This window comes from Actomonas spartinae, from assembly GCF_051209155.1.
Taxonomy (GTDB): Bacteria; Verrucomicrobiota; Verrucomicrobiia; order Opitutales; family Opitutaceae; genus Actomonas.
Map to the genome: position 1 here is coordinate 172,320 of NZ_JBPJGB010000004.1, position 17,757 is coordinate 190,076.

Sequence of the window (17,757 nt, forward strand, 5' to 3'; positions counted from 1 at the left end):
CGGCCTACATTGAGGCTACGAACGCGTGAGAATGGATCCGTGATATCCGTAGGATAGGCTGCACCTTTGAGTTCCCAGCAACCAGCCAACCAGCCAACCAGCCGACCAGCACCCAGCCACCAGCACCCAGCACCCAGAACACCAGCTCCCAGCCGACCAGCACCCAGCACCTAGCTGGCATCCACCCAGGCGGCCAGGGCCGGCGGAAGCGCGAGACGTTCGCGGCTGGTCGAGTGAATGCAGACATGCTCGGTGCGCACCACGGCGGCGCGTTTGCGCGTGTCGTCGATCCGCTTCCACAACACGGCATCGAGGGCGAACGTGTTTTCGTTCAGCCGCGTCGGCCGCAGTTCCACCTCGACCTTGTCGCCACACTGGAGTGGCCGCAGGTAGGAGGCCTCGCTCTTGGAGATCGGCACGATCACCCCTTGGTCAGCGAAAAAGCTCGCGAGGGGAATATGCGCGGCAGCCAAGGCTTCCTCATAGGCCTCGTGGACGATGCTCAGGTAGCGCGCAAAGAAGACCACCCCCGCGGCATCGGTATCGGGAAAATGAATCGTGCGGGAGTAGGTGAAAGGCTGACCCATGAACGGGAGGAAAGTCTAAACGTCCAAAAGTCTAAAGGTCGAAAAATCGGCTGACCGCAGATGACGCCGATGGGCGCAGATGGATGAGAGGCAACGTGGTATTTGACCACAGAGTGCACAAAGGAGCACAGATGGCTGAGAGGCAACAACGACGCGGTCAGGGACGACCGCGTCCACCTTCAGGTGAGTGGGTGGACGCCGACCTCCGGACGGCGTGAGGGCGTTGGAGTGGATCTGTGTTTCTCTGTGTAATTGCCTCGGCGCTACGCCTCTCGGATGTCGCTTCGCTCGGTAGTGGTTAAAAAACTTCCTGCCTCCGGTTTGTCGCTTCGCTGGGTGCTGGTTGAGAATCGAGCCTGCCTTTAAGCTCTCAGATTTTCAGCTTTCAGCTTTTGACGGCGCCAGGCGCTGCCCAAGCTTGCCGCATGACCAAAAACGAAATCGCCGAGATTTTCGAGGAGATCGGAGTGCTGCTCGAACTTAAGGGGGAGAACCCCTTCAAGATCCGCGCCTACGGCAGCGGCGCGCGGGTGCTGGAATCGCTGGAGACGGAGGAGTTTGAGCGTTTGGTGGCCGAGGAAAAGCTCGATACCGTCAAAGGCATCGGGGACGCGTTGGCTCAGAAGATCGGTGAGCTCCACGCGACCGGATCGCTGGGCTTTTACGATAAGCTCAAGGCCTCCATTGCGCCGGGGTTGGTCGAAATGCTCGAGGTGCCGGGGTTGGGCGCGAAGAAGATCAAGGCGATCCACGACAAGCTCGGCATCGATACGATTGAGGGCTTGGCCAAGGCCTGTGAGGATGGGCGCGTGGCGGAGCTGAGCGGCTTTGGCGCCAAGTCGGCCGCGAAGATCGCCGAGGGGATTCGCAACCGCGAAGCCTACGGTAAACGGCATCTGTGGTGGCTCGCCAATGAGGTGGCTCAGCCGATCGTGGCTGGGCTGCGGGAACGCCCGGAAGTCGTGCGCGCGGAGGCGGCGGGCAGCTTGCGCCGGGGCATGGAGACCGTGGGTGATCTCGACTTCATCGTGGCCAGTGAGTACCCGGCGCCGGTGATGACCTGGTTCTGTGAGTTGCCTGAAGTGAAGGAGGTCACCGCGCGCGGTGAAACGAAGTCGAGTGTGCGTTTCGAGAGCGGGCTGCAGGCGGATCTTCGCATCGTGCCGCCGGGGCAGTTTGTCTTTGCGTTGCACCACTTCACCGGCTCGAAGGATCACAATGTGGGCATGCGGCAACGGGCGCTGGAGCGCGGGTTGAGTCTGTCTGAGTGGGGCCTCGTGCCGGCCGCAGGTGAGGGCACGGCGAAGGAGAAAGCCGAGCGCGGCGAGAGCAAGGTCGTCGAGGACGAGGCGGGCCTGTTCCGCGAACTCGGGCTAGCGTTTGTGCCGCCGGCCTTGCGCGAAGGCTTGGGGGAAATCGAAGCGGCGGAGCAGGGCGAGTTGCCGGAGCTGTTCGAACTGAGCGACCTGCGTGGGGCGTTTCACAATCACACCACGGCCAGCGACGGTCGGAATACCTTGGCCGAAATGGCGGCGGCGGCGGAAAAGTTGGGGTGGGATTACCTCGGCATCGCCGATCACTCGAAGGCAAGTTTTCAGGCCAACGGTCTCGATGAGGAACGCCTGCTGAAACAGGTCGAGGAGATCCGCGAACTGAATGCGTCGGGTCGTTTCAAGACCCATGTCTTCGCGGGGAGCGAGGTCGATATCCTGACCGATGGCCGGTTGGATTTCAGTGACGAGGTGATGGCGCAGTTGGACTACGTGGTCGCCTCGGTGCACAACGCCTTTGCCCAAAGTGAGGACGAAATGACGGCGCGCATCATCCGGGCGATTGAGAATCCGCACGTCACCATGCTGGGCCATGCCACGGGTCGGCTCCTGCTGCGGCGCGAACCCTACAAGGTGAACCTGGCGAAAGTCATTGATGCCGCGATTGCGAATGGGACCATCATCGAACTCAACGCGAGCCCCTGGCGGCTCGATCTGGACTGGCGACTCTGGCGCAAGGCGGCCGAGCGGGGGTTGCTCTGTGCGATCAATCCAGACGCCCACGAATGCGACGGCCTCCAGCACGTGCTCGCCGGAGTGAACGCGGCCCGCAAAGGCTGGCTGCAGGCGAAGCACGTGCTCAACACCCGAAGCCGCGACGACGTCGCGGCATTCTTCGGGCGCAGGTAAATGACCGCAAAAAGGCGCAGAAGTCGCAAAAAGGGGATCCGGTAGATCGAGGGATTGGGATGAATTTCGTTGGAGTGGTTCTTGCGCCTTTTGCGCCTTTTTGCGGCTATCCCGTTTTATGAAAAAAGCGCTCATCACCGGCATCACCGGACAGGACGGATCCTACTTGGCCGAGCTGTTGCTGGACAAAGGTTACGCGGTGCATGGGCTGGTGCGGCGCGCGAGTGCCTACAACCGCAGCCGAATTGACCATTTGCGGACACCGGAGCACTTGGACTCGGGACGACTGGTGTTGCACTACGGCGAGCTGAACGACGTGACCTCGTTTCACCGCCTGCTGCACAAGATTGAGCCCGACGAGGTCTACCACCTGGCGGGCCAAAGCCATGTGGGTTTGAGTCTGGAGTTGCCGGAGGTGACCTGTCTCGAAAACGGCATGGCGACCTTGCACCTGTTGGAAAGCGTGCGGGAACTGCAGAATCCCTCCCGGGTGTTTCTGGCGGCGAGTTCAGAGATCTTTGGGGCGCCCGCGACGGAGCCGCAGGATGAGTCGACCCCGGTGGCCCCCCGCAACCCCTACGGTGCGGCGAAGGCGTTTTCAATGCACCTCGGGAAAATCTACCGCGAGACGCACGGGTTGTTCGTCTGCAATGGCATTGCTTTCAACCACGAGTCCCCGCGCCGCGGAGAAAACTTTGTGACCCGCAAGATATCCCTGGGCGTCGCGCGAATCGCGCGCGGCGAGAATGGGGTGATCGAGTTGGGCAACCTCGATGGCCGGCGCGACTGGGGTTACGCCAAGGAATACGTCGAAGCCATGTGGCGCATGCTGCAGCAGGACACCGCGGATGACTACGTCCTCGCGACGGGTGAAACCTGCACAGTGCGTGAGTTTGCCCACGCCGCCTTCACCGCGGGGGGGATCCCCGTCGAGTTTGTGGGGCAGGGTGTGGAAGAAGTGGCCCGCCGCACCGATACCGGTGCGATCGTCCTGCGGGTCTCGCCGCGCTACTTCCGCACCGTTGATGCGCAATGCCTACGCGGCGACCCGTCCAAAGCGAAAGCGAAGTTGAATTGGGAGGCGGGGACCAAAGGACGCGAGCTGGCGGCGCTGATGGTTGGCTAGAGCTGTGATCGTAGTGATCAGTTCGCGAAGCTGATGCCCACCGCATGCCAGAAATCGTCCATGATCTTCGTGTGCTCGTCAGTCCATTTACGAAGGTAGTAATGGGACTGGATTACATTTAAACCAGCGTGCCCCAAGAAATCGGCTACTTTACGTGGATTCCAATCTTTCTTGAGCATATAGGTCGTATAGATGCGGCGCAAAAAATGGGTTTTGCCGTATTCGATATTTAGGTCAAACTGTTCGATGAAATTCGCCGATTCTTCGCGTAAGGAAAATATCTTTCGCCGTGACACCGGCAGTATCAGATTGTTGAGCGAACTAATTGGCGCGTGAGGGGCCCTAAATTTATTATAGAGCTCGATTGGGATTGCGGCTGAACGGCTTAGTTTTGTTTTCGTCGTAAATCCGTCGCCCTTAATAAAATGGGCAGTAGGCGATGTTGTTGAGAATTGAATGTCGCGATTGCGCAGCATGAAAACCTCACTGAAACGAGCTCCGGCTCCGAGTTGGAAAAGATTGGTGACGAAGATGTCTCCTTCGAGTCCGAGCGAAGCGAAGAGAAAAGATGAAAGGCCTTCCGGGGTAGGGGCAATGGGTGGCGGAAGCACGGTCGGAAACGAAGCGTATGACAAGCACTGCTCAATCGCTTTGTTGTTAGACTTGATCGCAGGCGGAAACTTTCCGAAAGTTGATCGGACGGCAGTGATGCAGTTGTTCAGTGATTGATGGCAGTCCGAAACTATCAGTGACTCTTCCGGGTAAAGGGCTTCGCAGTAATTATATAATATGTTCTGCGGGAGATGTGTTATTGGGAATGCGAGAATTTGTGCATAGATAGTTCGACGTAAAGATTTTGGGATTTCGAAGTCCGAAGAGCCCAGATTAATCTGCACACCTAAGTATACTGCCTTTGCGATATAGATAAGGTAGCGCTTCCTAGTGGCGACGTTGATGTTTGAGGTATAATAGGTTCGTGTGATCGCCTCGCCTAGGCTGCAGGTGCAACTTGTCGCATCAGTGCAGTAGTCTAAGTAGAATTGAATTACAGGCGATGAGTCCGACTTTGATAAACCTGACAAAAGGAGCTGTGTTTCATTGATTTTGCATTCGTCCTCCTGCCATTCAAAATGAACATTTTTCTTCGGTGATTCGCTGTCCTTGATGGCGAACTCATCACAGATGCAGTGTGCATGCTCAAGTTTCGCCTGGATGTTGTATTTATTTTTCATTAGTATACTAATTTATTGAGATGATTTTGTTAGAATTGAACGCAGGCGAAGATGCTGTTCCTCGACCCAGCCTTGATAGCAAAAACCGTCAAAATATTGCTGAATCCAGCCGGCTGAAATGCTTCTGTAGCGCGATTCGATTTCGCAAAAATCATAAATATTGCATCCCGGGGGCCGAGTTTTGAGGCGCATGCAAAGGCCAAATTCGGCGATCGTTTTGTTTAATTTCTTTTCACGCTCCTTGATAGGATTGAGGAGTCCGGACATTCGGCGTTGACCGATCGCGATTTGGGATGCGGAGAATTTGGGGAATGTCGTGTTGAAGAGTTGAAATGATTCTTCGGGAGCGAAATTAAAACCCCAGTAGGTTGCCAGCAACAGCGAGTTCTCCGCGCGAAGGGGATTGTGCGCCGCCTCGAATAGGCAACTGTAAAGATGGCTGATGAGGCGTTCGTGCAGTGGTATATATTTTTCTCGATTTTGATTCATGTATTTTCTTTTTATGAAGTCTTGATCGGCCCATTCGGTAATTTTAGAGAATACGTTGGGGAGCTCAATATGTGCGAGGGGTGGGCTGTCTCGCCATATACGCGCATGTTTTACGAGCGACTGAATTTCGTTTGCTCGAATCCCGTTGCCAGAAAGCATAAGGCGTTCGAGCCGTGAACCCATTAGTAGGTAAAGGTATGCGTTGTCTAAAACTTCGATCGGAAGTTGGTGTATGAAGTCCGTGGAATAGCCATGGTCGAAAATGAGGCACTCGCGCATCCACCGTCTTATTGTATAAATGAGATGGCGGGGCACCTCAGGGTCGTATTCTAGGGCCCTACGCAACTCGGCGAGCGTCGTAGTTGGGTTTCCGCCATCGGGGCGATGGGAGTTCAAGGAGCGCCGAAAAGCGTCCTGCTGATCGGCGCGCATTTGCCATTCACGTATTACGTCCTCCTCTGGTATTCCGCGTAACGAGGCCCACATAAGTTCGTCCCTTCTGGCAAGTGCGATATGTAAATCGGTCGTCCGAAGGTTGAAAAGTTGGGATTCCTTTGCGTTCGGGTCGTATTTAAACCGAACAGTATAGTATTCTCGGTTTCCGCGTGTGCCGGGCTTTATGAGGCTAGGGTAGCGCACGTGACCGCGTTCCTCCTTTTGCTCCCGACGAAGTTTTTCTGGAGGCTCAAGATCCGGTTGCAGCTCGAATTCGAGCTGTTCCTCGGACTGAGTTTTGGCGTCTACGGGGTGAGCGTTTTGACGCGTGCTTGGTCCAGCGCCTTTTGCCTTTGAAAAATCCGAGGGAGCGCTTTTCGGGGAAAGCTCAGGTGGCAAGGGCGGGTGCATGCCATATTTTGGCGGCATCCTGGCCCCCCTCCTCCTATCGTCGGGAGGGTGCCGGCTCGGTGGCTTTCATATTATGGTTCTCTCATCTTTTTTGTTTCCGAATTGGCTAAGAAATTACGGAAGTCGCAGGAAAACAACGTGAAAGAACAATTCAGGGCAGCGTTTTGGTCCAATCCTACCGTCTCAGCAATTGGCGACCTCGGACGCAGAAATTGAGGGAAATAACGTGCAAAAATACTGCGGCCCCCCCCCCGTTCTGTCCCCCCCCCCTATTCGGGAGTCGAGGGGTTGAGGAAAAGCTTCGCAAGTATATGGTAAAAAACGAAAAAGGAAATAAATCGGCTTAGAAAATGATCAATTTGGATGACATTTTAACGTGCAAGAATTCTGCTTCACCCCCCCCGTTCTGTCCCCCCCCCCCGATCGACCCTTCGGACTTTTGGTTTCAGGAGGTGCCGTTTACCTGCCCACAGTGGGATTTGAGGTGATTTAGCCCCGATTCGGCCGCGCATTTTGCACCTTTAGCGATCGCGAACGGGCTCAATTAGCTGCCAAGGGCGCGCATCGACCGGTTTTGGAACAGCAGGTCTTGTCGAACCGAACAGTTGATCGGCGGGCCGAAAAAGTTCGGACCAGCCCCTTTTTGTGGGCGCGAATACCGGGCGAGGCGGGAACTCCCGCGAAAATTCCGAAGTTTTGCGGGTGCGCTCGCGGACACGGCGTTCAGCGCTCGTAGTGCGCAGTGCCACGGTCTACGATCTCGCGTTGGGATGCCGAGTGTTGACCCCGCGCGCGGATCGCGACGTGCTCGCTTCTCCTTCGTTCATGGCCGTCGACCCTCGCGCTTCTTCATCCCAGACCGTCCTCCTCACCGGGGTGGCGGGGTTCATCGGTTCGCACACGGCGCGCGCTCTCCTGACGCAGGGGCATCGCGTCGTTGGCGTCGATAACCTCAACGACTACTATGATGTTCGGCTGAAGGATCATCGGCTCGATCGTTTGCTCGGCGGCGACGGCCAGCGGCTGGGGCCGTCCCCGAAGCAGTCGGCCTTTGCCGGGGCAAAGTTGGATCACGGCGCGTTCTCCTTTCGCGCCCTCGATGTAGAGGACGCGGCGGCAGTGCACCATTTGTTCGCCTCGCAGCATTTCGATGCGGTCATCAACTTGGCGGCGCGCGCCGGTGTGCGCTACTCGGTCGAACACCCCGAGGTCTACGCGTCGACCAATGTGTCGGGCGCGGTCAATTTGCTGCAGGCCATGGCGCGGCATGGCGTGAAGAAGTATGTGCTGGCCTCCTCGTCGTCGCTCTACGCGGGCGCGCCCACGCCGTTTGTTGAGACCCACGACGTCAACCGGCCGCTCTCGCCCTATGCCGCCTCCAAGCTAGGCGCCGAGGCGATGTCCTACGCGTTTCACCACCTCCATGGCATCGATGTTTCGGTGCTGCGTTACTTCACCGTTTATGGACCAGCGAGTCGCCCGGACATGAGTCCGCTGCGCTTCATCAAGTGGATTGACGAGGGCACGCCGATCACCCTCTACGGCGATGGCAGTCAGACGCGCGACTTCACGTATGTGGACGACATTGTGGCCGGGACGATCGCCGCGCTGCGGCCGTTGGGTTATGACGAAGCGCGAACGCGCGAAGATGGCGCGCCTCAAGAGCGCGCCCCGCAGCATGGCGAAGGGATTGCCGGATCGGGGCACCCGGAGGGTCGAGCCGGCTACAACGTCATCAATCTCGGTGGCGGCAATGCGCCAACCGCGATCCGCGACATGATCGCGATCATCGAGACGGCGCTCGGTAAGGCCGCGAGCATTCGGCATGAGCCCTTTCACAGCGGCGACATGATGGACACCGCGGCGGACGTCAGCAAAGCAGCTCGCCTGCTTGACTGGCATCCTACCGTGAAACCTGCGGACGGTTTCCGCCGCATGGTCGAATGGTATGAGGCGAACCGTGTCTGGCTGCGCGACATCAGGCTGTAAGGAGGTTAGCCGCAAAAAGGCGCAAAAGGCGTAAAAAGTCACCGAGCGAGTTTCTGAACTTTTTCGTTCTCGGCTATTGTCGCCGAGTCCGCGCTGATCTCGGTTCGCAATCATACGCGACAGTTGGTGTACCGACTTTTTTGCGCCCCTTGCGCCTCTTTGCGGCAATTACTCTCGGATGAGTTTCCGGGCCTCAGCCACGCAGCCCGCCAAATCCTGAGCCTCCGTATCGATGACGGTGTCGCCGTCTTCGGTGCTTGGTTCTTCGAAGCCTGAGTCCTTGCCGGTGAACTGCTTTACCTGGCCGGCCGCTACCTTGGCGTAGAGACCTTTCGGGTCGCGTTGTTGGCAGACCTCAAAGGAGGCCTTCACGTAGGCGAGGGTGAGGTCATCTGGGCCGATCACCTCGCGGGCGATCGCGCGGAGCTCGCGCTTGGGCGTAATGAAACTGACCAATGTGATGATGCCGGCGTCGGCGAAGAGTTTGGCGACCTCGGCAATGCGGCGGATGTTTTCGCGGCGATCGTCGTCGGAGAAGCCGAGGTTCTTGTTGAGGCCGCTGCGCACGTTGTCGCCGTCGAGCACCTTCACCACCTTGCCGGCCTCGTGGAGTTGGCGCTCGAGTTCGATGGCGATGGTCGACTTGCCCGAGCCGCTCAGGCCGTAGAACCACAAGACCTGTCCACGCTGCCCGAGTTGGGTCTCCTTCTCAGCCCGGGAGACCAAACGGTCGTGAATGGTGTAAATGTTGTCGGGCATGCTTCTGCGGTCAGTTGAACAACCGATCGAGCAGTGCCAAGTCTCCGATCGTCAAAAGAGATCCGTTGCGGTAGTCGGGTTTGCCGTAGGTGAGGAGAGTATGCGAGGGGTGGGTGAGCACTGCTCCGTCGGCGACCTCGACGATGGCTTGGGCGGCGGCCGTATCCCATTCCATGGTGGGGACGTCGCGGAGGTAGACGTCGGCTTTGCCCTCGGCAACCAGGCAGAACTTAAGTGAACTGCCAATGCTCAGGCAATCGGCGTCGGGAAAACGCGTCAACAAGGCTTCGACCTCGGGACCGGCGTGATCGCGGCTGGCGACGATCCGCAGCTTTTCGCCCGGGCGCGTGGTGCGAATCTTGGCGGGCGCGGCCGCTTTCTCTGCCCGCCATGCTCCTGTGGCGTCGGCGCCGTAGGTGACTCCGGTCGCGGGCACATGAACGATGCCGGCAACAGGGCGACCATTTTCCACCAGGCCGATGTTTACGGTGAAGGAGCCAGTCTTCTTGATGAACTCCTTGGTGCCGTCGAGTGGGTCGACCACAAAGAAACGCTTGGCTGTGAGCGTGGCCGCGGAGCGTTCGCCGTCTTCTTCGGACACCACGGCAATATCTGGGAATGCGTCCCGCAGCCGTGAGGTGATCAGACGATGTGAAGCGAGATCGGCTTGCGTGAGGGGCGAGTCGTCGGCCTTGGCGTCGACAGTGAGGGCTTGGCCGTAGAAACGCAGGGTTTCCAAACCGGCGGCCTCAGCGATGGATCGCAGAATTTCGAGCATGGGAATCGGAAAACAAATTGGCCGCCAAAAGGCGCAGAAGACGCAGAAATTGGGACGCCGACTCCGCCGATGATCGGCCTGAATGATTAATGGTTTTTTTGCGCCTCTTGCGCCCTCTTGCGGCTATCCACTATCGGATCATTCCCGCTGCCACCGTTTGCTGGTGAGGCTGCCCGCGGGGCGCCCGCCACATCAGGTCCGTTGGACCGAGTCATTGAATGACTCGCCATCTCCGCGCTGTCGCGCTGCGTCATTTGAAACATTTCTTCGAAATGCATTTTCAAATTCAACGGATCATTCCCGCTGCCACGGTCTCGTTGGAAAACTCATCCACCAGGATGACGGAGCCGGTGATGCGGTTCTTGCGGTAGGAGTCGTAGAAGAGGGGGGAGGAGGTGCGAAGGGTGACGCGGGCGATGTCGTTGAGGACGACGTTTTTGTCGTCCTCGATCTTGTGCAGGGTGTTCACGTCGACCTTGTAGTGGACCTCCTTCACGATCGCGCGGCATTCCTTGCTGGTGTGGCGCAGGATGTATTTGCCGCGGGCAGTGAGACTCTTCTTTTCCGAGAACCAGCAGATCATCAGGTCGATGTCCTGGCCGACCGTCGGCTGGTTGTTGGGCTTGGCCAGCATGTCGCCGCGGGAGATGTCGATTTCGCGGTCAAGGGTGATCGCGACGGAGTGGGGCGAGAAGGCCTCCTCGAGTTCGCCCTCGTCGGCGTGGATGGCCTTGATCTTGGCGGCAAAGCCGGAGGGCAGCACGGTGACGTCGTCGCCCGGTTTGAAGACGCCGCTGGCGACGCGACCCGCGAAGCCGCGGAAGTCGTGCCACTCGTCGGAGTGGGGGCGGATGACGTATTGGACCGGGAAGCGCGGGTCGACGTGGTTGACGTCGGTGCCGATGTAGACGGTCTCGAGGTGATAGAGCAGGGACGGCCCCTGATACCACGGTGTGTTGGCCGATTTCTCGACCACGTTGTCACCGTGCAACGCGCTGATCGGAATGAAGGTGATCTCCGGGACATCGAGGCGGCTGGCGAAGTCCTTGTAGGCGGTGACGATGGCGTTGAACTTGGCCTCGTCCCACTCGATCAGGTCCATCTTGTTGACTGCGACGGTGATGTGCTTGATGCCGAGCAGGGAGGCGATGAAGGAGTGGCGGCAAGTCTGTTCGATGACGCCCTTGCGCGCATCGATGAGGATGATGGCCAGATTGGCGGTGGACGCGCCAGTGACCATGTTGCGGGTGTATTGGATGTGACCCGGCGTGTCGGAAATGATGAACTTGCGGCGCGGCGTGGCGAAGTAGCGGTAGGCCACATCGATGGTGATGCCCTGTTCGCGTTCGGCGCGCAGACCGTCGGTGAGGAGCGCGAGGTCAAGGTGCCCGTCGCCGCGTTGCTTGGAGGTGCGCTCAATGGAGTCGAGCTGATCCTCGAAGATCGTTTTGGTGTCATACATGAGCCGCCCGATGAGCGTGCTCTTCCCGTCGTCGACGGACCCCGCCGTGGTGAAGCGGAGCAATTCCATGGAGGTGTAGTCAGAAGCGGACATATTTGCCGAAAATTGATCGAATGAATGTGGGAAGCCGGAGTCGTGGAGGCAGGTGAATTAAAAGTATCCGGCCTTCTTGCGGTCTTCCATGGCGGTGTCGCTGCGTTTGTCGTCGGCGCGGGTGCCGCGTTCGGTTTGACGGGCGGCAGCGACTTCGGCAATGACGTCGTCGAGGGTGGCGGCGGGGGACTCGACCGCGCCGGTGCAGGTTGCGTCGCCGACGGTGCGGAAACGGACGCGGCGTGTTTCGACGACCTCATCGGCAGCGGGGGTGATGAAGTCGGTGACGGCGAGCAGCGTGCCGCCGCGTTGGATCACCTCACGCTCGTGGGTGAAGTAGATCGAGGGCAGGGGAATTTCCTCCTGCTTGATGTATTGCCAGACGTCCATCTCCGTCCAGTTGGAGAGCGGGAACACGCGGAAGTGTTCACCAGGCGCCTTGCGGCCATTGAAGAGGTTCCAGAGCTCGGGGCGTTGGTTTTTGGGATCCCACTGACCGAATTCATCGCGGTGAGAAAAGAAGCGCTCCTTGGCGCGGGCCTTCTCCTCGTCGCGGCGGGCGCCGCCGAGGGCGCAGTCAAATTGATGCTCTTCGATAGCATCGAGCAGGGTGACCGTCTGCAGGGCGTTGCGGGATGCGTTAGGGCCTTTCTCTTCCTGAACCCGGCCCTCGTCGATGGACTTCTGCACCGAAGCCACGACCAGGTTGGCACCGATGTTTGCCACGAACTCGTCGCGATAGGCGATCGTCTCAGCGAAGTTGTGCCCGGTGTCCACGTGCATCAGCGGAAACGGCATCTTCCCGGGCCAGAACGCCTTCTTGGCCAAATGGGCGACGACAATCGAGTCCTTGCCGCCGGAGAAGAGCAGCACGGGCTTCTGGAACTGAGCCGCGGTCTCGCGCAGAATGAAAATCGCCTCGGATTCGAGATGGCGAAGGTGGTTTACCGAATAACTGGACATTTGAAGAAGGAGCGTGTGTGGCGGGCTTTCGGCGCTGTATCGCGGCAGGAATACAAGGTGGGTAGAGGCCGGATTGGCCGTGAAACGAGCAAAAGAGAACGAATGGATAGCTCGGGAGTGTGAGGCGAGAACGGATCAGCGGGGGTGTCAATCCGTAAGGTTTAGTAAACAAGGTGAAATAGATAACAAGAGGCCAGGGAGGGGCGAGGCGCCGCAGTGCGGAGGCAATTGTCGACTCCGGGTCCTCAGAGAGCCCGTGACCTTGAGCAAAATTCCCTCCTTCCGCAGAAACTTACGTAGTTCAGTTCAAAATGAATTGAACAGGAACATGACCCTTGTTCATCGTCCGGACCATGGCACTCGGGAGATCCCCCGATCCGAGCCCAGGCCGTTTCCCCCACGTGGGACGCGACCCGGCAAAGCCGTAGCTTGGTGCTGGTTCCCAGAGTATGGGATTCTAGGACCAGATCCGTTGCCTCAAGGCTAGCTCACCAGCGACCAACCCTCAGGTCATAGTGCAAAGTTCACCAGTTTGGAATCCCCAGTGACCAGCGACCAACTGCCAACTACCACCATCAGCCTTTCGGAATTCGAGCGCGAGCTCATCGCCATCTTCGTGGACATGATGCAAACCTTGGGATTGCCGAAATCCTATGGTGAAATCTACGGCCTGCTTTATGCCACCCCGGAACCACTCTGTTTTGCGGAAATTAACGAGCGGTTGTCTTTGAGCAAAGGCTCAGTCAGCGGCGGTCTGAAGGCGCTCAAGGAAATAGGTGCGGTGAAATTGGTATCCATTCCTGAAGACCGACGCGAACGCTACGAGCCGGAGTTGGAGCTCCGCAGATTGGTGCTGGCGTACATGCAAGACAGAATCCAACCGCAACTGGAGGCCAACGCCAACCGCATGGGACGATTGGATAAACTGCTTCAACAAACTCGATTTGATCTGGCCGACCGGAAAACCCTTCGGTCTAGGTTAAGCAAACTTGCCAAATGGCGTTACAAGGCAGCGGGGATTATTCCGTGGATTGCGCGGTTTCTCGGCTAAAAGAATGGAAATCCAAAACTAGGGGAATTAACACTATAAGACCGATTCATGAGTAATCTCACCTTGATCGAAGCTCTTGAGAGCGCATTAGCCCGGCAAAAAGCAGTGCTTTCCGTAAACATTTTCGACTACCAGTCGTTCCGTGCACTTGCGACCACGTTCGTCAATCTTCATGCGCCGGTGATCGCGCAGTGCTCAGCGCGTTTGTTTCGACAATATCGGCCGTCAGAGATAGTTGGATGGAAAAACAGTCTGAATCTCGAAGATGTTTGGCTTCATCTTGATCATTGTACGGATCTGTCGCTCATTGAAGCTTGCGCTCGTGCCGGCTTTGACTCGGTCATGTACGACGGCAGCGCGCAGTCGCTCACGTCCAATATACAGGCATCACAGCAAGCGGTTCGGCGCGTGCGCGAAGCCAACTGCAAATGTTTGATCGAATGTGAAATCGGTCACGTAAGGGGCATCGAAGACGGAGTTGGCTCCGATGCGCACCAAGATTCGGGCTTGATCGTGCCTGAAGTGTTGACTTTCTTTGAATCGGTGGCTCCCGACCTACTGGCAGTGGGATTCGGCAACATGCATGGTCACTACAAAGGGGACGAGGTCTTCGACCTCGATCTTGTTGAAGGTGTAGGTAAGGCCCTTGCGACGACGCCGTTGGTGCTCCACGGTGGCTCAGGAATGAATATGACTTTGGTCGAGCGCTTGGTTCAAAATGGGCACTGCAAGATCAACATCAGCACGGATCTGAAAGTGAGGTGGATGAATTTGCTCGCGGATGGCGGGGTTTTGTCTCGTGGCGTCAAATCCCCGCTTGAGTTCACCGAGATAGTTCAAAAAGAACTCGTCCACTTTTTTGACCAACTTCACCAAAAGTATGCTTCATGTTTGCTGTAATTAATTTGGGAATGAAAAGCATCCGGCTCTGCCTGCTGGATCACCGTCATCGCATCACTTTCAAGCGCGCATACCCGCTGAATTCAGTTATTTTCGGCGATGGCGTGGAGCAGGATGGTAACGAATGGTGGCACCTAACCCAGATGCTCTTCCGCGATGCTGAGGCTTCGGGCTGCGAATTAGATGCCATTGAAGCTTTGACGGTATCCGCCTCTGCGTCTTGCCTAGCTTGTGTCGATGTCGATGGGTTGCCCTTGCGTCCGATTATTATGGTCAGCGATCGGCGACACCACGAGTGCAATGGCACAGAAAACGAGCCGATCATGCTGCAGCGGATCCGTTGGATTCAACGCCACGAGCCAGAGGTGTTCGTTGCCACACACCGATTTCTCGCCCCGAACGACTACATCATCCATCGACTAACAGGTATCGCATCGACGGATACGTTGAACGCTGAAAAGCTCGGCTACGATGTTCGCCATGGAGACTACGAGGTGTCCGAAGAGGCGATCCGCAGTCGCCTGCCAAAAGTTCAGTCGATGGGAGAGGTCGTGGGCACGATCAGCGCGTCCGCTGCGTTTGATCTTCGTTTAAAGCCATCTGTGGAGGTCGTTCTATCGAGTTACGATGCCATCGTGTCGGTGCTCGGCAGCGGCGTGTCGGATGAAGGCGTGCTATGTGACGTCTCGGGCACCGTGACCTCAATTCGCCTGCAGACAGCCACTTCGGCACCGCACATCCAAGGGGCCGTTGTATCCCAAGCGATGCCGGAACTCGGATGCCATTATGTGGGCGGCAGCAACAATCTCGGCGGTGGTTTGATTGAGTGGCTGAAGTCGACTTTCTATCAACGCTCGCCGCACGTCTACGACATGATGCAATCCGATGCGCAAAGTGTAAGCGCGCGCGACAGTCGCATCATTTTTCTACCATACTTGCTGGGCGAGCGTGCTCCCATCTGGAATCCTGATGCGCGCGGTGTGTTTTTCGGCGTTGAGCGCATGCATTCGCGAAAACACTTTGTGCGAGCCACGCTCGAGGCGGCTGCGTATTCGGGGCGTACACTAATCGACGCTGTCAGTGAAGCGTATGGCAAACGCCCGACTAAGATCCGCCTAAGTGGTGGGCTCAGTCGCATGGAGATTTGCAATCGGATCAAGGCCGACATTTACGGCATGCCGCTCGAAATAGTTTCCGAGTTTGAAAGCACTGTGCTTGGTGCTTATTTAATGGCATTCCATCAGCGCCTCGGTCTCGACCCGCGCAAGCCAGGCTGGTTGAACTCCGTCGTAAAGGTCAGGGACATAGTTTTCCCTGACGACGACGCTGCCGAGATCTATCGTGATGGCTACAAGATGTTTCTAGAGCTCTATCAAGCACTACAACCAGTTTTCAAGAAGCACCGCAAACGTATTTCTATGCCAATGAAGTCGGAGGACGGTTACCTGGAGAATCTATGATTCCGCCGAGAAAACACCGGATCGAATCCCCCAGACAATGGCGGGATATCATTGCCCGAATCGCCCCCGAACTTCGCGGTTCAGATCTAGTCGTAGTACATACGCCTAGCGCTGCGAGTTATGTGGCTGAGAACTTTGCTTGGGCAGACGGGCATCGCACGTTGGCGGTTCGGCGAGAGCCAGCGTGCGAAGACTTTACTGCTTTGAATTCGATGGCACGAACACCTCGGGTAGTAATCGGCATAGGCGGCGGCAAGGCGTTGGATGCGGCAAAAGCGGTCGCGTTTTGGGGTAACGGCTATAAGTCGGCCGCTGAGCTCGGCAGCGTATTGGCGACTGGCGGCCGTATAGAACAAACTCGTTCGAATCAACTGCTGTTGGTTCCCTCTTTGGCCAGTAGCGGCTCGGAGTCGAGTAAAGCGGCCATACTTTCGGTTGGTGGTCGCAAAACCGGGCTTCGCGGCGCGGGCCTCATGGCGGATGGTGTGGTCTACGATGAGCGGCTTTGGTGCTCGATCAGCCAATCGCTCGCGTGCCACTACGCCTTCGATATCTTTGCGCACTTATTCGAAACGACTGTAAGCCTACGGCGAACGGAGCAGTCACTCGGATTTGCGGCAGAAGGGTTTGCCCGGCTGAACCATTGGCTCTTCAAATGCGATGCCAGTCTCGGGAGTTACATCGAGGCTATGGAAGCGGCATACAACGCGGGTTTGTGCCTAGCTTCAGCTTCCACCTGCCTGCCCCATCGAGTGCAGTATGTTGTAGGACCGGCGACTGGCACCTCTCATGTGGAAGGAATATGGTTCCTTTCGCGGCCATGGCTGAATTTGGTCGAGAAGGAAGCGCCCGATCGCGTGGTTGACGCAGCCCGGATGATGTTGACCGCCGACGCCGGATACCGGGAGTTTCGTGCCACATTTGAGCGCATTCATGCCCGGGCCCGCGATATTGTCCGCAGAGATCGCTTTAAGGACCTAAGCGAACAAACACATGCTATGGCGCGTCAGGTGACCGGCGATCTGTCGGCAGATCCTTGCTTCCGAGATCGAAGCACCCTAGAATACCTCCTTTCCCCATCCAATCATGATTGACGAAATTGTAATACTTGCGGCCGGCACGGGCAGTCGCATGGCTGAAATCACAAAAGACCGGCCCAAGTGCATGGCTCCGTTTCTAGACGGAACAATTTTGAGCCGCTTGCTCGGACAATTGCGTTCATTCGCTCCAGCGAAGATACATATTATTGGCGGTTATAAAATCGAAGTCCTGCGAGAGTACCTCAAGGATCCGAAATTTGAGGGGTTGCCTATTCAACTTTGGGAAAATAACCAGTATGCTACGAGCAACAGTTTACTTTCCGCTGCACTTGCTTTAACAAAGGCTAAAGGGCAACTACTAATTCTAAATTCAGACGTGGTATACGAGCAGGAGTTAGTCGTCAGGATGTATGCGTCCGACATGCCCTGCGCTTTCTCACTAGATCGTTCGGACTACAACGAGGAATCGGAAAAACTAGCGGTAAACGCAGCGGGACGGGTGACCCAGATTGCGAAAACAATCAGTCAAGCGGACGCTACTGGCTGTTCTGCCGATCTTTATCGCATCAATACAGAGATTGAGGATCGCGTGGTATACCGACTGTTGCAAAGGTTTCTCGATCGTCCAAACGCCTACAAGCAACTCTTTGAGGACTACCTTGACCAATGTTTGCTAGTGCAGGACTTCGGTGTGGTGGATGTCACAGCGTTAGAATGGTATGAAATAGACACCGTGGCTGAACTCCAAGACGCAGAAAGTGTTTTTTCGAGAATCATGTAATGGCACGGGCCAGCCAACTAC

Annotated in this window: 15 protein-coding genes; 8 read left to right on the plus strand and 7 right to left on the minus strand. The window is 57.0% G+C overall.

Annotated elements, in window-relative coordinates; all coding sequences use genetic code 11:
• Window positions 1-170 precede the first annotated feature (170 nt).
• Window positions 171-587 carry an acyl-CoA thioesterase gene (locus tag AC0MRV_RS17630; protein WP_472765825.1) on the minus strand — a complete coding sequence of 139 codons (417 nt, stop codon included), beginning with the start codon at window positions 585-587 and terminating at the stop codon, window positions 171-173.
• A gap of 425 nt (window positions 588-1,012) precedes the next feature.
• On the opposite strand from AC0MRV_RS17630, the gene polX reads away from it, so the two are divergent.
• Both polX and gmd read left to right on the plus strand, forming a co-directional pair.
• Window positions 1,013-2,767 carry a DNA polymerase/3'-5' exonuclease PolX gene (polX, locus tag AC0MRV_RS17635; RefSeq protein ID WP_472765826.1) on the plus strand — a complete coding sequence of 585 codons (1,755 nt, stop codon included), beginning with the start codon at window positions 1,013-1,015 and terminating at the stop codon, window positions 2,765-2,767.
• A 118-nt stretch (window positions 2,768-2,885) separates the two neighbouring features.
• Window positions 2,886-3,893: a GDP-mannose 4,6-dehydratase gene (gmd, locus tag AC0MRV_RS17640; RefSeq protein ID WP_472765827.1), complete on the plus strand. Its 1,008-nt coding sequence runs from the start codon at window positions 2,886-2,888 to the stop codon at window positions 3,891-3,893.
• A gap of 17 nt (window positions 3,894-3,910) precedes the next feature.
• Here gmd and AC0MRV_RS17645 read toward each other — a convergent pair whose 3' ends face one another.
• Together AC0MRV_RS17645 and AC0MRV_RS17650 are read right to left on the minus strand one after the other, a co-directional pair.
• Entirely contained in the window at window positions 3,911-5,125 is a 1,215-nt protein-coding gene (locus tag AC0MRV_RS17645; RefSeq protein ID WP_472765828.1) for a site-specific integrase, read from the minus strand.
• A gap of 12 nt (window positions 5,126-5,137) precedes the next feature.
• Complete coding sequence (locus AC0MRV_RS17650; RefSeq protein WP_472765829.1) at window positions 5,138-6,460, minus strand: hypothetical protein; 1,323 nt, start codon at window positions 6,458-6,460, stop codon at window positions 5,138-5,140.
• Between the two features lie 825 nt (window positions 6,461-7,285).
• Here AC0MRV_RS17650 and AC0MRV_RS17655 point away from each other — a divergent pair.
• Complete coding sequence (locus AC0MRV_RS17655) at window positions 7,286-8,449, plus strand: NAD-dependent epimerase/dehydratase family protein (protein ID WP_472765830.1); 1,164 nt, start codon at window positions 7,286-7,288, stop codon at window positions 8,447-8,449.
• Window positions 8,450-8,617: 168 nt separating this feature from the next.
• Here the strand turns inward: AC0MRV_RS17655 and cysC are convergent, their stop codons facing one another.
• The 4 genes from cysC to cysD all read right to left on the minus strand — a co-directional run bounded on the left by cysC (window position 8,618) and on the right by cysD (window position 12,504).
• On the minus strand, window positions 8,618-9,208 hold the full coding sequence (cysC, locus tag AC0MRV_RS17660; protein ID WP_472765831.1) for an adenylyl-sulfate kinase: 591 nt from the start codon (window positions 9,206-9,208) through the stop codon (window positions 8,618-8,620).
• A 10-nt stretch (window positions 9,209-9,218) separates the two neighbouring features.
• On the minus strand, window positions 9,219-9,986 hold the full coding sequence (cysQ, locus tag AC0MRV_RS17665; protein WP_472765832.1) for a 3'(2'),5'-bisphosphate nucleotidase CysQ: 768 nt from the start codon (window positions 9,984-9,986) through the stop codon (window positions 9,219-9,221).
• A 286-nt stretch (window positions 9,987-10,272) separates the two neighbouring features.
• Window positions 10,273-11,541 carry a sulfate adenylyltransferase subunit CysN gene (gene cysN / locus AC0MRV_RS17670; protein ID WP_472765833.1) on the minus strand — a complete coding sequence of 423 codons (1,269 nt, stop codon included), beginning with the start codon at window positions 11,539-11,541 and terminating at the stop codon, window positions 10,273-10,275.
• A 57-nt stretch (window positions 11,542-11,598) separates the two neighbouring features.
• Window positions 11,599-12,504 (minus strand): sulfate adenylyltransferase subunit CysD, encoded by a 906-nt coding sequence (cysD, locus tag AC0MRV_RS17675; protein ID WP_472765834.1) that lies wholly within the window; start codon window positions 12,502-12,504, stop codon window positions 11,599-11,601.
• A 544-nt stretch (window positions 12,505-13,048) separates the two neighbouring features.
• Here cysD and AC0MRV_RS17680 point away from each other — a divergent pair.
• From AC0MRV_RS17680 to AC0MRV_RS17700, 5 genes are read left to right on the plus strand one after another with little or no spacing between them, the layout of a single operon-like run.
• Window positions 13,049-13,555, plus strand: coding sequence for a GbsR/MarR family transcriptional regulator (locus tag AC0MRV_RS17680; RefSeq protein WP_472765835.1), 507 nt, complete (start codon window positions 13,049-13,051; stop codon window positions 13,553-13,555).
• A 48-nt stretch (window positions 13,556-13,603) separates the two neighbouring features.
• Window positions 13,604-14,455 carry a class II fructose-bisphosphate aldolase gene (locus AC0MRV_RS17685; RefSeq protein ID WP_472765836.1) on the plus strand — a complete coding sequence of 284 codons (852 nt, stop codon included), beginning with the start codon at window positions 13,604-13,606 and terminating at the stop codon, window positions 14,453-14,455.
• Complete coding sequence (locus tag AC0MRV_RS17690; RefSeq protein WP_472765837.1) at window positions 14,443-15,915, plus strand: xylulokinase; 1,473 nt, start codon at window positions 14,443-14,445, stop codon at window positions 15,913-15,915. The genes AC0MRV_RS17685 and AC0MRV_RS17690 overlap by 13 nt, the downstream gene beginning before the upstream one ends.
• Window positions 15,912-17,009, plus strand: a complete 1,098-nt coding sequence (locus AC0MRV_RS17695; RefSeq protein WP_472765838.1) for an iron-containing alcohol dehydrogenase — start codon at window positions 15,912-15,914, stop codon at window positions 17,007-17,009. The genes AC0MRV_RS17690 and AC0MRV_RS17695 overlap by 4 nt, the downstream gene beginning before the upstream one ends.
• Window positions 17,002-17,736 (plus strand): phosphocholine cytidylyltransferase family protein, encoded by a 735-nt coding sequence (locus AC0MRV_RS17700; protein ID WP_472765839.1) that lies wholly within the window; start codon window positions 17,002-17,004, stop codon window positions 17,734-17,736. Before AC0MRV_RS17695 ends, AC0MRV_RS17700 begins: the two co-directional genes overlap by 8 nt.
• Window positions 17,737-17,757 lie beyond the last annotated feature (21 nt).